Origin of the sequence: Pseudomonas migulae (assembly GCF_024169315.1) — a bacterium.
Classification (GTDB): domain Bacteria; phylum Pseudomonadota; class Gammaproteobacteria; order Pseudomonadales; family Pseudomonadaceae; genus Aquipseudomonas; species Aquipseudomonas migulae_B.
Genome location: NZ_JALJWR010000001.1, coordinates 5,523,636 through 5,538,087 on the forward strand (window position 1 = coordinate 5,523,636; position 14,452 = coordinate 5,538,087).

Annotated in this window: 8 protein-coding genes and 1 pseudogene; 3 read left to right on the forward strand and 6 right to left on the reverse strand. The window is 60.6% G+C overall.

Annotation, left to right across the window (positions count from 1 at the left end; genetic code table 11):
* The first annotated feature begins 26 nt into the window (after window positions 1-26).
* Complete coding sequence (hrpA, locus tag J2Y86_RS25345; protein WP_253437917.1) at window positions 27-3,938, forward strand: ATP-dependent RNA helicase HrpA; 3,912 nt, start codon at window positions 27-29, stop codon at window positions 3,936-3,938.
* A gap of 344 nt (window positions 3,939-4,282) precedes the next feature.
* Complete coding sequence (locus J2Y86_RS25350) at window positions 4,283-5,404, forward strand: beta-ketoacyl-ACP synthase III (RefSeq protein ID WP_253437920.1); 1,122 nt, start codon at window positions 4,283-4,285, stop codon at window positions 5,402-5,404.
* Between the two features lie 269 nt (window positions 5,405-5,673).
* On the opposite strand, the gene J2Y86_RS25355 is transcribed toward J2Y86_RS25350, so the two are convergent.
* On the reverse strand, window positions 5,674-6,990 hold the full coding sequence (locus J2Y86_RS25355) for a putative porin (protein ID WP_253437923.1): 1,317 nt from the start codon (window positions 6,988-6,990) through the stop codon (window positions 5,674-5,676).
* Between the two features lie 284 nt (window positions 6,991-7,274).
* On the opposite strand from J2Y86_RS25355, the gene J2Y86_RS25360 reads away from it, so the two are divergent.
* Window positions 7,275-8,399 (forward strand): GNAT family N-acetyltransferase, encoded by a 1,125-nt coding sequence (locus J2Y86_RS25360; protein ID WP_253437926.1) that lies wholly within the window; start codon window positions 7,275-7,277, stop codon window positions 8,397-8,399.
* A 16-nt stretch (window positions 8,400-8,415) separates the two neighbouring features.
* Here the strand turns inward: J2Y86_RS25360 and aqpZ are convergent, their stop codons facing one another.
* The 5 genes and pseudogenes from aqpZ to J2Y86_RS25385 all read right to left on the reverse strand — a co-directional run bounded on the left by aqpZ (window position 8,416) and on the right by J2Y86_RS25385 (window position 14,424).
* Window positions 8,416-9,111 carry an aquaporin Z gene (gene aqpZ / locus J2Y86_RS25365; protein WP_253437930.1) on the reverse strand — a complete coding sequence of 232 codons (696 nt, stop codon included), beginning with the start codon at window positions 9,109-9,111 and terminating at the stop codon, window positions 8,416-8,418.
* A 1,084-nt stretch (window positions 9,112-10,195) separates the two neighbouring features.
* Window positions 10,196-12,028: an ABC transporter ATP-binding protein gene (locus tag J2Y86_RS25370; protein WP_253437935.1), complete on the reverse strand. Its 1,833-nt coding sequence runs from the start codon at window positions 12,026-12,028 to the stop codon at window positions 10,196-10,198.
* A 91-nt stretch (window positions 12,029-12,119) separates the two neighbouring features.
* Window positions 12,120-12,677: a peptidylprolyl isomerase gene (locus tag J2Y86_RS25375; protein ID WP_253437937.1), complete on the reverse strand. Its 558-nt coding sequence runs from the start codon at window positions 12,675-12,677 to the stop codon at window positions 12,120-12,122.
* Window positions 12,678-12,680: 3 nt separating this feature from the next.
* Window positions 12,681-13,486, reverse strand: a pseudogene (locus J2Y86_RS25380) (alpha/beta fold hydrolase).
* A gap of 14 nt (window positions 13,487-13,500) precedes the next feature.
* On the reverse strand, window positions 13,501-14,424 hold the full coding sequence (locus tag J2Y86_RS25385; protein ID WP_017337034.1) for a LysR family transcriptional regulator: 924 nt from the start codon (window positions 14,422-14,424) through the stop codon (window positions 13,501-13,503).
* Window positions 14,425-14,452: the final 28 nt, after the last annotated feature.

The following is a 14,452-nucleotide window of genomic DNA, read 5'->3' on the forward strand; positions in this document are numbered from 1 at the left end:
CCACTAGACGACTTATTGCGTACCTGATGACTGACGAATCGCCTTCCATCGACAAACTGCTGAAAAACCTCGATCACGCCATGCTTGCCGACCGCCACCGGCTGCGGCGGCAGTTGCTTGAGCTGCGCAAGAAACCCGACGAAGCCAAGCTGGCCCTGTGGGTGACGCGCATGCAGGCATCCTGTGATCAGGTGCTGGCGCGGCGTGCCAGCCTGCCGGTGATTCGTTACGACGACAGCCTGCCGATCGCCGCCAAGCGCGACGAAATCAAGGAGGCGCTGCTCAAGCATCAGGTGCTGATCATCGCCGGCGAAACCGGCTCGGGTAAAACCACCCAGTTGCCGAAAATCTGCCTGGAAATCGGTCGTGGCCAGCACGGCCTGATCGGCCACACCCAACCGCGTCGAATTGCGGCACGCAGCGTGGCGAGCCGGGTTGCCGAAGAACTGGCGACGCCGCTGGGCGCGCTGGTCGGCTATCAGGTGCGGTTCGAGGATCAGAGCGATTCCAACACCCTGATCAAACTGATGACCGACGGCATCCTGCTGGCGGAAACCCAGAACGATCGCTACCTCGAACGCTACGACACGATCATCGTCGACGAAGCCCACGAACGCAGCCTCAACATCGACTTCCTGCTCGGTTACCTGAAAACCCTGCTGCCCCGTCGCCCGGACCTGAAAGTCATCATCACCTCGGCGACCATCGACCTGGAGCGCTTCTCCAAGCACTTCGACGATGCGCCGATCGTCGAGGTCTCCGGTCGGACCTTCCCGGTGGAAACCTGGTATCGCCCGCTGACCCTGGAGCAGGACGAAGAGGGCAACCGTGTCGAAGACGACCTGACCGTGGACCAGGCGATCCTCGCCACCCTCGACGAAATCGCCGCGTTCGAGCGCAGCGAGCGCAAGAGCCCTGGCGATGTGCTGGTGTTCCTGCCCGGCGAGCGCGAGATTCGCGACGCCGCCGACATGCTGCGCAAGGCCCAGCTCAAGCACACCGAAATCCTGCCGCTGTACGCGCGGCTTTCACCGGCCGAACAGCAGCGGATTTTCCAGTCGCACCCGGGGCGTCGCGTGGTCCTGGCGACCAACGTCGCGGAAACCTCGCTGACCGTGCCGGGCATTCGTTACGTGATCGACAGCGGCACCGCGCGCATCAGCCGTTACAGCTACCGCGCCAAGGTCCAGCGCCTGCCCATCGAAGCGATTTCCCAGGCCAGCGCCAATCAGCGTAAAGGTCGTTGCGGGCGGGTCGAGCCGGGCATTTGCATCCGCCTCTACAGCGAAGAAGATTTCATCGGCCGTCCCGAATTTACCGACCCGGAAATCCTGCGGACCAACCTCGCGGCCGTGATCTTGCAGATGCTGCACCTGCGCCTCGGCGAGATCACCGATTTCCCGTTTATCGAGCCGCCGGATGGCAAGGCGATCAGCGACGGTTTCAACCTGCTGCAAGAACTCTCGGCGGTGGACCGCAACAGCCAGCTGACCCCGCTCGGTCGCCAGTTGGCGCGGCTGCCGGTGGACCCGCGCATGGGTCGCATGCTGCTGGAGGCGGCAAAACTCGGCAGCTTGCAGGAAGTGCTGATCGTCGCCAGTGCGATGTCGATTCAAGACCCGCGCGAACGTCCGCCGGAGCGTCAACAAGCAGCGGATCAGGCCCACGCCCAATGGAAAGACGTGGACTCGGACTTCGCCGGGCTGGTCAATCTGTGGCGTGGTTTTGAAGAGCAGCGCCAGGCGTTGACGGCGAGTCCGCTGCGTAACTGGTGCCGCAAGAATTTCCTGAATTACCTGCGACTGCGCGAGTGGCGCGACTCGCACCGTCAGCTGAGCCTGATCTGCCGCGACATGCAGTTGAGCCTCAACAAAGAGCCGGCGGATTACCCGAAACTGCACAAAGCCGTGTTGTCCGGATTGCTCAGCCAGATCGGCCAGAAAACCGAGGACGGCGATTACCTCGGCGCCCGTCAGCGGCGGTTCTGGATTCACCCGTCATCGGGCCTGGGCAAGAAGCGTCCGCAATGGCTGATGACCGCCGAGCTGGTGGAAACCACCAAGCTCTATGCGCGTATGGTCGCCAAGATCGACGCCGACTGGATCGAGCCGCTGGCCGGGCACCTGATCAAGAAAAACCACTTCGAACCCCATTGGGAGAAGAAGCGCGGACAGGTCGTGGCATTCGAGCAGATCACCTTGTTCGGGCTGATCGTGGTCGGTCGCCGGCCGGTGCATTACGGGCCGGTCGATCCGGTGGTCTCCCGCGAGTTGTTCATTCGTGAAGCGCTGGTGCGTGGCGAGATTCAGTCAAAGGCCAAATGCCTGACCGCCAACAAACAACTGCTGGAACAACTCGACGAACTGGAAGCCAAGGCCCGTCGCCGCGACATTCTGGCGGACGAAGAAACCCTGTTCGCCTTCTACGACGCACGGCTGCCGGCGGAGATTCATCAGACTGCGACCTTCGACAGCTGGTACCGGGTCAACAGCCAGAAAGACCCGCAGTTGCTGATCATGCGCGAAGAAGACGTGCTGGCCCGCGAGGCCAGTGAAGTCACCGCCGCGCATTACCCGGACACCTTGCACATCGGCGATCTGGAACTGTCGCTCAGTTACCACTTCGAACCGAATCATCCGCGCGACGGCGTGACCCTGCGCGTGCCGGCGCCGTTGTTGCCGATGCTGCCGCCGGAACGTCTGGAATGGCTGGTGCCGGGTGTCATCGAGGCCAAGTGCATCGCGCTGGTGCGCAACCTGCCCAAGGCGCTGCGCAAGAATTTCGTGCCGGTGCCGGATTTCGTCAAAGCCGCGTTGCAGCGCATGACCTTCGCCGAGGGTTCGCTGCCTCAAGCGTTGGGTCGCGAATTGCTGCGCATGACCGGCGCCCGGGTCAGTGATGAAGCCTGGGCGGAAGCAGCGCAGCAAGTAGAAAGCCATCTGCGCATGAACCTGGAAATCGTCGACGGCCAGGGCAAGTTCCTTGGCGAAGGACGGGATCTGGCGGAGTTGACCGCTCGATTTGCTGAAGCGAGCCAGGCGGCTTTGGCGGTGCCGCAGACCGCAAAAAGCCAACAGCCGGTGGAAGCGAAAGTCTTCGCGGCCGTGGCAGAGAAGACTCAACAGAAGATCGCCGGGCTGTCGATGACGGTGTATCCGGCGCTGGTGGAAGAGGCCGGCACGGTCAAGGAAGGGCGGTTCTCGACGCCGGCCGAAGCCGAGTTCCAGCATCGCCGCGCCTTGCAGCGCCTGCTGATGCAACAGCTGGCCGAGCCGGCGAAATTCCTGCGCGGCAAGTTGCCGGGGCTGACCGAACTGGGCCTGATGTACCGCGAGATGGGGCGCATCGACGCTCTGGTGGAAGACATTCTGCTGGCCAGCCTCGACAGCTGCATCCTCGATGGCGAAGACCCGCTGCCGCGTGACGGCGCCGGGCTGGCGGCACTGGCCGAGCGCAAACGCGGCGCCTGGACCGAGCACGCCGAGCGGCTGGCGAAGCTGACCCTGGAAATTCTCAAGCTCTGGCACGGCCTGCAAAAACGCTTCAAGGGCAAGATCGATCTGGCGCAGGCCGTGGCCCTGAATGACATCAAGCAGCAGCTCAGTCATCTGGTGTATCCGGGTTTTGTCCGCGAAACGCCGATGCAGTGGCTCAAGGAACTGCCGCGTTACCTCAAAGCCATCGAGCAGCGCTTCGAGAAACTCGGTGCGCAGGTGCAGAAGGATCGGGTCTGGAGCGGTGAGTTGTCCGGCCTCTGGAACCAATACCAGACCCGCGCCAGCAAACACGCCCAGGAAGGCAAGCGCGATCCGCAACTTGAGCTGTATCGCTGGTGGCTGGAGGAATACCGGGTTTCGCTGTTTGCCCAACAGTTGGGGACCAAAGTGCCGATTTCCGACAAGCGCCTGAACAAACAGTGGAGCCAGGTCGAACCGTAGACTACGGGCTTGCACGATACCTGTGGGAGCGGGCTTGCCCGCGATGGGGCCATCACATTCAACATCTATGTTGCCTGTCAGGCCGCCATCGCGGGCAAGCCCGCTCCCACAGGTTTATGTAGTGCCTGTGGAAGCTGCTTCATCCAGCAAAAAGGCGCCAAAACCCAACGTTTATGGCAAACTTCGCGCCTATAAACGCCGGTCCCGCGGTTTTGAGCCTCTCAAGGTTCGGGCGGAACGGAATAAAGCGATGCCAGGTTTGATTCCTCTGACGGGAACAGACCCTTTATGTGTTGGTACGTCGGTGCCAATGCTTTCTGCCTGAACAGATTAGAGAAACGACCATGCATAACGTCGTCATCAGCGGCACCGGCCTGTACACCCCGGCCAACAGCATTTCCAACGAAGAGCTGGTGCAGTCTTTCAACGCTTACGTCGCGCTGTTCAACGCCGACAACGCCGACGCCATCGCCCGTGGCGAAGTCGAAGCGTTGACCGAATCCAGCGCAGCGTTTATCGAAAAGGCTTCCGGCATCAAAAGCCGTTTTGTCATGGACAAGGACGGCATTCTCGATCCGCAACGCATGGCGCCACGCCTGCCGGAGCGTTCGAACGACGAGTGGTCGGTCCTCTGCCAGATGGCCATTGGCGCAGCTGAACAAGCCTTGCAGCGTGCCGGCAAAACCGCCGCCGACATCGACGGCGTGATCGTCGCCTGCTCCAACCTGCAACGTGCCTACCCGGCCATCGCCATCGAAGTTCAGGAAGCGCTGGGCATCCAGGGTTTCGGTTTCGACATGAACGTTGCCTGCTCCTCGGCGACATTCGGTATTCAGGCGGCCGCCAACAGCGTGCAACTGGGCCAGGCCCGGGCTGTCCTGATGGTCAACCCGGAAGTCTGCACCGGTCACCTGAACTTCCGTGACCGCGACAGTCACTTCATCTTCGGCGACGCGGCCACCGCCGTGATCATCGAGCGCGCCGACCTGGCGACGTCCAAGTATCAATTCGACGTGGTCAGCACCAAGCTGTTGACCAAGTTCTCCAACAACATCCGCAACAACTTCGGCTTCCTCAACCGCGCGGCGGAAGAGGGTATCGGTGCCAAGGACAAGCTGTTCGTGCAGGAAGGCCGCAAGGTGTTCAAGGAAGTCTGCCCGATGGTGGCCGAGCTGATCGGCGCGCATTTGGAAGAGAACCAGCTCAACGTCGGCGACGTGAAGCGCTTCTGGCTGCACCAGGCCAACCTCAGCATGAACCACCTGATCGTGAAGAAACTGTTGGGCCGCGAAGCCACCGAAGAAGAAGCGCCGGTGATTCTCGACACCTATGCCAACACCAGCTCCGCCGGTTCGGTGATTGCGTTTCACAAGAACCAGGACGATCTGGCCGCCGGTTCGCTGGCCGTGCTCAGCTCGTTTGGCGCCGGTTACTCGATTGGTAGCGTGATTCTGCGCAAGCGTTGATCGCAAGGCTGAAGAGCTTTTGTGGCGAGGGGATTTATCCCCGTTGGGCGGCTTCGCCACCCAACGGGGATAAATCCCCTCGCCACAGATAAATCCCCTCGCCACAGATAAATCCCTTCACACAGATAAATCCTCCTCGCCACAGGTGTTGGCAGGTTCAGAAATAAAAAAACTCGCGTTGCAGTATCGGACGGATGATGGGGACCGATACCACAACGCGAATTTGTAAAAGCAGTCCGGGCTTCCTTGCCCGGGCCGTGTAGCAGGGATCAGAACTTGGCTTCAGCATCCAGTTGCAGGGTGTTGATTTTCGAGTCCCGCAGAGTGGCGTTGGTGTAGTCGGAATCAGCCATGAAGTACGTCGCGCCGAGGGCGAAGTTCTTGTCGATCTCGTAGCTCACTTTCAACTTGCTGCCGCGCGAACCGGTGAAACCGTTGGCGAAGTCGGAGTCGGTGAAGGCACCGACCACCGCGTTACGCTGTACGTCGCGATAGTTGTAGTCCACGCCGAAGCCGAAGACGTTGGTCTTGGCGCCGACCAGCCAGCCCATGTCCTGATCGTTGCTGGCATCGTCGTTGTTGACGACTTGACCGTACAGCGACAGCGGCATTGGCAGGCCACCGATGTCGAGCTGACCAAAGCCTTCGTACAGTTTGAACTGCTCGTTTGCCGTGTTGCCGTTAATGGCCAGTCGGCAGGTGTTCGCAGCACACGTATTGTTGATGTCGTTGTCGTTGTCGTAAGCGTAGAGACTGCCGCCCAACGTCATTTTCAAGTTGTCGGTGATCGCGAAGCGCGCGCCCAACTGACCTGCGTACAGACGCAGGTCGTGACGGAACTGCTTGCCGTCGCCGTCGACGTTGTCCTTCAGGGTGTAGTGGCCGGCGCTACCAAACAGCTCGGTGCTGCCGCCCAGCGGGTATTTGTAAGTCAGTGCCAGACCTTCCGGGCTGATGTCGCTATCCCAGATGATGTCGCCCATGCTCACCCATTGCTGTGGCATCTTGCCGCCAACGAGGTGCAGGTTCTTGATGGCGTCAGGGTGGTAGTCGACGTAACCCTGGTCCAGCCAGATATCCTTCTTGGTGAAGTTGTTGTCCAGACTCTGGTTGGTGGAGCGAGGATCGTTGTCGCTGCCAGTGGCAATACGGATGCCAGTGTCCACTTGCGGGTTGATTGCCGTGTAGGCACCCAGGCGGACACGAATACGCTGACGATCCTGGTCGCCGGAGTTTGATACGCCATCGTTCTTGACCGTTTCCTGGCGGAAACGCACGTCACCCTTGAACTGGGTCTTGGCAGCCCACGCCAGTTTCTGGTCGAAGGTGCTCAGTGCTTCGGTTTTCTTCGCGGTGGCTGCGATCTGCTCGTTGGTCTCTTGTTGAGCCTGACGGGCGATTTGCTGTTCTTTCTGATCCCGGGCCAGTTCGGCTTGCAGTTCGCTGTACTGCGCGTTGGTAATCGAACCGTTAGCCTTCAGCATGTCGAGCAGTTTGGCGTCGACTGCGGCGCTGGCCGGAACACTCATGGCCAGCAGCAGCCCGCCACACAGGGCCGCCGCAGTTTTCGTGGAAGCAAGACGCATATCAATCTCCGAAGATGAGAGGGGATGACTGAGCCATCCGGGGCACAACCGACCGCAAAGGGACGGAAAACAGTGGCCGGGTGCTATAACCCGGCGCTCTAAAAACAGGCGCCAGTATCGCGATGGTTTATTACAAAGCAGTGGCAATGTGATGGCGTCTCGATGACGATACAAAGATCGATGAACTTTCTATTCCGGGCCCTGTCGGCGGATTGCGGGTGTGGGTTGCGCCTCTATAGGCGATACTCGCGAGGCTTTTACGCCAAGAAGTGGAGAGGGAAGTGATGCCGCTGCAACGTCTGGAAAAATTGTCTGATATAGCTCCGCACACCTGGGATGCCCTGGTGCCGGATAATCAGCCGTTTCTGCGCCATGCCTTTCTCAGCGCACTGGAGGACAGCGGCAGCGTCGGTCCGCATTCCGGGTGGCAGCCCGAACATTTGTTGCATATGGAAGGTGATCGGTTGATCGCCGCGCTGCCCAGCTACCGCAAATGGCACTCCTATGGCGAGTACGTGTTCGATCACGCCTGGGCCGATGCATGCGAGCGTGCCGGCATCGACTATTACCCCAAACTGCTGACCGCCGTGCCCTTCAGCCCGGTCAGCGGACCGCGTTTGCTGGCGGCCACGGTCGAGGACGGTTTCGAACTGCTGAAGAGTTTGCCCGGCTACCTTGAGATCGAAGAACTCTCCAGCGCTCACATCAATTTCACAGATGCGTTCACCGACGCGGCACTGGCCGAACAACCTGGCTGGCTGCAGCGCATCGGCTGTCAGTACCACTGGCAGAATCGCGGGTATCGGGATTTTCAGGACTTCCTCGACGTCCTCAGTTCACGCAAACGCAAGCAGATGCGCAAAGAACGCGAGCAGGTGGCGGGGCAGGGCTTCGAGTTCGAATGGCTGGAAGGTCGGCAACTGGATCAGGCGCAGTGGGACTTCGTTTACGCCTGTTACGCCAACACCTACGCAGTGCGTCGGCAACGGCCTTATCTGACGCGGGAATTTTTCAGCCTGTTGGCCGAACGCATGCCGGAATCCATCCGGGTGGTGTTGGCCAGACAAGGCTCACGACCGGTGGCCATGGCCTTCAGTCTTGTCGGTGGCGACAGTTTTTATGGCCGTTACTGGGGCTGTCTGGCGGAGTTCGATCGGCTGCACTTCGAGACGTGTTTCTATCAAGGCATGGACTACGCGATTGCCAACGGCTTTCAGCGTTTCGATGCCGGTGCGCAGGGTGAACACAAATTGATTCGCGGGTTTGAACCGGTGATCACCCATTCCTGGCACTACTTGCGCCATCCCGGCCTGAAAGCGGCGGTCAAGGATTTCCTGCAACAGGAGCGTCTCGGCGTGCTGGCGTATGCCGAGGAAGCGAGGACCGCCTTGCCTTATCGGCAGGACTGATCCTCATCCGTTGGGCTCAGGTGCCTTCCTTGTCCAGCCATCGATAGGTCACGCCACCGATCACCGCGCCGAGCAGCGGTGCGACCCAGAACATCCACAATTGCGCGATGGCCCAGCCGCCGACAATCAGTGCCGGGCCGGTGCTGCGGGCCGGGTTGGCCGAGGTGTTGGTGATGGGGATCGAGATCAGGTGGATGAGTGTCAGGGCCAGGCCGATGGCAATCGGAGCCAGCCCGGCGGGCGCACGTTTGTCGGTGGCGCCGAGGATGATCAGCACAAACATCGCCGTCATCACCAACTCACAGACAAAGCCTGCGGCCATCGAGTATTTACCGGGGGAGTGTTCGCCGTAGCCGTTGGAAGCGAGGCCGGCGGAGAGGTCGAAGCCTTCCTTGCCACTGGCGATGTAGTAGATCAGCGCGGCGGCGATGATCCCGCCGATGACCTGGGCAATGATGTATGCGGGTAGCTCTTTGGCCGGGAATCGACCACCGACGAACAAACCGACCGATACGGCGGGGTTGAGATGGCAACCGGAGATATGGCCGATGGCGAAGGCCATGGTCAGCACGGTCAGGCCAAACGCGATGGCTACACCGAGCACGCCGATTCCCAGGGGAGATGACGCGGCGAGCACTGCGCTGCCGCAACCTCCCAGTACCAGCCAGAACGTACCTAACAACTCAGTGACTGAACGTTTGAACAGAGACATGAGATCTTCCTTGATAGGCAGGCTATCGAGACTTAATCGAGTTATGCATCCTGCGGGTTTACGGCAGGCTCATCTTTAGAACCTTGGCTGAGTACAGCAGGGTTTTTCTGGAATTCCAGTGGGCATGAGTAACGGGTTATGGCGGTTTATTGGATTGGGGTTGGGATTGGGATTGGGATTGGGATTGGGGGCATATCCGTTTCTTCGGTGAAGGCGGCTATTGGTTCCGCTTTTACAGCGGGTTACTTGGAAAAGCGCCAAGTAACCAAGCGCCAAGCGCCCCTGACGTACGGTGCCTCGCCTAGGCTCGGCATTCCCTCGCTCCGGTCCTGCTCCGTGGGCCCGCCGCCATCGGCCATCCATGGCCGGGGGCGGCTACCGCGGCATCCTTGCCGCGGTGCCCACTACGCAGAACCTGCGCTCGGCCTTCCGACGGGGCAGATCAAGATCAAAAGCCAAAGCGAGGCGGCCTGATAGCCGGCCTGAAGTTCGTCAGGATCATCGGGGAGAACACCCATGTCATGCCCGCCAACAATCCACTGTGGGAGCGGGCTTGCTCGCGAAGGCGGCCTCGCAGACGACCTGCTCTTGCGGATGTCCCCGGAACCCTGTGGGAGACGATCTGTTTTTGCGGATGTACCCAGAACCCTGTGGGAGACGATCTGTTCTTGCGGATGTCCCCGGAACCCTGTGGGAGACGATCTGTTTTTGCGGATGTCCCCGGAACCCTGTGGGAGACGATCTGTTCTTGCGGATGTCCCCGGAACCCTGTGGGAGCTGGCTTGCCAGCGATAGACGTCCAGACACCGCGTTCATTCAGACAGCACACGTCATCGTTAACGACCATCGCTGGCAAGCCAGCTCCCACAGGGGAATGCGTACGCTTGAAGAGCCAGGTCGGCCGGTAGGCCGCCTCGGTTGCATTGGCGGCGGGCCCACGGAGCAGGACCGGAAGGAGGGCATGGCGAGCCACCGTACGAAAGGGGTAAAAGCGCTTGGTTACTTGGCGCTTCTCCAAGTAACCCGCCATAAGGGCGGAACCAATATCAGCCGTTACCGAAAAAACGGATATACACCCAAAGCCTCAATCGATCCCGACAAACCCCCCAGTCTGGTGCTGCCACAACCGCGCATACAACCCACCATGCGCCAACAGCTCAGCATGGGTCCCCGTCTCGGCAATCTTGCCTTTCTCAAGCACCACCAGCCGGTCCATCCGCGCTATGGTCGAGAGCCGGTGGGCGATGGCAATCACGGTTTTACCCTGCATCAGGGTCTCGAGACTTTCCTGGATCGCCGCTTCAACCTCCGAGTCCAGCGCGGAGGTGGCTTCGTCCATGATCAGGATCGGCGCGTCCTTGAGCAGCACCCGTGCGATGGCGATCCGCTGACGCTGGCCGCCGGAGAGTTTCACCCCGCGTTCACCCACATGCGCATCAAACCCGGTACGCCCTTCGGCGTCCGACAGCAAGGGAATGAACTCGTCGGCACGGGCCTTGTGCACCGCTTCCCAGAGCTCGGCGTCGGTGGCATCGGGTTTGCCGTAAAGCAGGTTGTCGCGGATCGAGCGATGCAGCAGCGACGTGTCCTGGGTGATCATGCCGATGCGCTCGCGCAGGCTTTCCTGACCGACGTCAGCGATGTTCTGGCCGTCGATCAGGATTTGCCCGCCCTGCACGTCATAGAGGCGCAACAGCAGGTTGACCAAGGTCGATTTGCCGGCACCGGACGGACCGATCAAGCCGATTTTCTCACCGGGTTTGATCGTCAGGTTGAGGTCGCCGATGATCCCGCTCTTCTTGCCGTAGTGAAAATCCACGTGTTCGAAGCGTACTTCGCCACGGGCAACGGCCAGCGGTTTCGCTTCTTCACGGTCGGTGACGCTGACCGGTTGCGAGATGGTCTGCAAACCGTCCTGAACCATGCCGATGTTTTCGAAGATGCCAGTGACCACCCACATGATCCAGCCAGACATGTTGACGATCCGGATCACCAGGCCGGTGGCCAGGGCGATGGCGCCGACGGTGATCAGCGACTGCGTCCACAACCACAACGCCAGGCCGGTGGTGGTGACGATCAGCAAGCCGTTCATGCTGGTGATGACCACGTCCATGCTGGTGACCACGCGGCCGGCCAGTTGGGCTTTTACGGTCTGTTCTTCGATGGCTTCCTTGGCGTATTGCTGTTCGAAGTTGGTGTGGGCGAACAGCTTCAGCGTGGTGATGTTGGTGTAGCCGTCGACGATCCGGCCCATGAGCTTGGAGCGCGCATCCGAGGACACCACGGAGCGTTCTTTCACCCGTGGCACGAAATACCAGAGGGCGCCGATGTAGGCGGCGATCCAGGTCAACAACGGAATCATCAGGCGCCAGTCGGCTTCGGCGAACAGCACCAGCGAACTGATCGCGTAGATCAGCACATGCCACAGCGCGTCCACCGCTTGCACGGCCGAATCGCGCAGCGAGTTGCCGGTCTGCATGATGCGTTGGGCGATGCGCCCGGCGAAGTCGTTCTGGAAGAAATTCAGGCTCTGCTTGAGCACGTAGCTGTGGTTCTGCCAGCGGATCATGCTGGTCATGCTGGGGCTCAGGGTCTGGTGCACCAGCAGGTCATGCAGGCCCACGAACACCGGGCGCAGGATTAGCGCCACGACGGCCATCCAGGCCAGTTCGATGCCGTGTTCCTTGAAGAAGTTGACGTTCGGCGTGCCTTGGGCCAGGTCGATGATGCGGCTCAGGTAACTGAACAGCGCCACTTCGATCAATGCGCCGAACAGGCCGACGGTCAGCAGGGCCGCGAAACTCGGCCAGACCTGCTTCAGGTAATAGGTATAGAAGGGGAAAACACGGTCGGGCGGAGCCGCCGTCGGGGCGTCACGGAATACGTCAATCAGTTGTTCAAAACGGCGATAAAGCATTTGTTCTCCGCCCGCGTACGGGCTCTCCTTTAAACGATATGAGCGGCGCCGGATACCGGCGGCCGCTCAACACTCCCTGTGCATTTGGGTCTTAGTCGATGCGCTTGGCCGACTTGATGAACACAGGATCGGCAGGCACATCTTTCATGCCGCCACGGGTGGTGGTTTGCGAGTTGACGATGACGTCCACGATATCCATGCCTTTCACGACTTTACCGAAGACTGCATAGCCATCGCCCTGGTCCAGGAAATCGTTGTCCTTGACGTTGATGAAGAACTGGCTGGTGGCCGAATCCGGCACGGAAGTACGGGCCATCGACAGCGTGCCACGCACGTTATGCAGGCCGTTCTTGGACTCGTTCTTGATCGGTGACTTGGTTTCTTTTTGTTGCATTTGTTGGGTGAAACCACCGCCCTGGACCATGAAGCCAGGAATCACGCGGTGAAAAATCGTGTTGTTGTAGAAGCCGCTGTCGACGTACTCAAGAAAGTTCTTGGTACTGATCGGTGCCTTGACCGGGTCCAGTTCGATTTCGATCTGACCGTTGGTGGTTTCCAGCAGTACGTGCGGCGCCTTGGCGGGCGTGGCGGCCATCAGGTTGGCGGCAAACAGAACGGAGCCAGCGACGAGGGCGATTTTTTTCAGCATGGGTCAGTGATCCTGAGGGTAGTGGTGTCGACTGCGGTGAGAAACTCGAGCAGGGTTTGGTTGAAGCGTTCGGGTTGATCCAGCGGGGTGGCGTGGCGCGAATCGGCGATCACCACCAGCCGCGCATCGGGCAGCAGTTTTACGTACGTCTCCTTCAGCGACACCGGTGTGTAGTCACGGTCGGCGCTGACGATGAGGGTTGGACAGGACACTCTGGAAAGTCGTTCCTGAACACCCCAGCCAACGATCGCGTCGAAGCTGGCGAGATAAGCACGTTTGTCATTTTTTGCCCAGCGCTCGGCCATCTTTTGACGCAATTCGGCCTGTTCCGGTTTCGGGAACAGTTTGGCGCCCAAGGCTTTGCCGATGGCGCCCAGACTGAGCGCACGCATCAGGCTCCAGCGTTTGAACCACTGCCAATAATCGTCACGACTGCGCAATTTGACCTCGGGTGCGCTGTTGACGATGCACAGGCTTTTGAGCAATTGCGGCTGATCCACCGCCAGCTGAAAGCCGATCATGCCGCCCATCGAAAGTCCCACATAATGTGTCGGGCCGAGGTTCAGATGTTCGATCAGGGCGATCAGGTCGGCGCTGAACCCGGCGATGCTGTAGCGCTCGCGGGGTTTGTCCGAGCGACCGTGACCGCGCACATCCGGCACGATCACCCGGTAGTGGGCAGACAGTGCCGGGATCTGTTTTTCCCAGTCCAGCGTGCTGGAACCCAGCCCGTGGACCAGCAGCAACGGCGCGCCGTGACCATATTCCTCATAGTGCAGGTTACAACCTTCGTGTTCGAAATAGGCCATGGGTTCACTCCGTGTCAGGCTTGTTCAGGGGCGGCGAAGGGCGCATCCAGCGGCGCGGTATCGAACGTGCGCAGCAGTTCGATGAGGATCTGCGTCGCCGGGCCCAGCGGTTTGTCCTTGTTCGAATACAGGTAGAAGCTCGGGTTACGGCTGCCGCCCTGATCCAACGGTAGCAGCTTGAGCGTCCCTTCCTTCAGTTCACGTTCGATCATGTGCCGCGGCAACCACGCAAAACCCAGCCCGCTGCCGACAAACGTGGCGGCGGTGGCCAGGCTGCCGACGGTCCAGCGCTGCTCGGCGCCGAGCCAGCCGACATCCCGCGGTTGCTGGCGGCCGGAGTCGCGGATCACCACTTGCATCTGGCTTTCCAGGTCCTGGAAATTCAGTTCGCGGTTCAGGCGGTGCAGGGCGTGCTCGGGGTGGGCGACGGCGACGAATTCGACGTCACTCAATTCCGCGCCCAGGTAACCGGGAATGCTGAAACCGGTGATTGCCAGATCGGCCACGCCTTCGAGCAGGACTTCCTCCACGCCCGACAACACTTCTTCGCGCAGTCGCACCCGGCAGCCGCGGCTTTGCGGCATGAACGCGGTCAAGGCGCGGACGAGGCGGGCGCTCGGGTAGGCGGCGTCGACCACCAGCCGCACTTCCGCTTCCCAGCCTTGTTCCATGTGATGCGCCAGGTCTTCCAGTTGACTGGCCTGTTTCACCAGTTGCCGCGAGCGGCGCAGCAACACGCCGCCGGCTTCGGTCAGCACAGCCTTGCGGCCGTCGATGCGCAGCAGGGGCACGCCGAGCTGGTCCTGCATGCGCGCCACGGTGTAGCTGACTGACGATTGCGAGCGGTGCAGCGCTTCGGCGGCCTGGGCGAAGCCGCCGTGGTCGACCACGGCCTGCAGCGTTCGCCATTGATCAAGGGTCACGCGGGGCGCTTTCATGTTGAGCTCCTCTTGTCCTAAGCTGGCA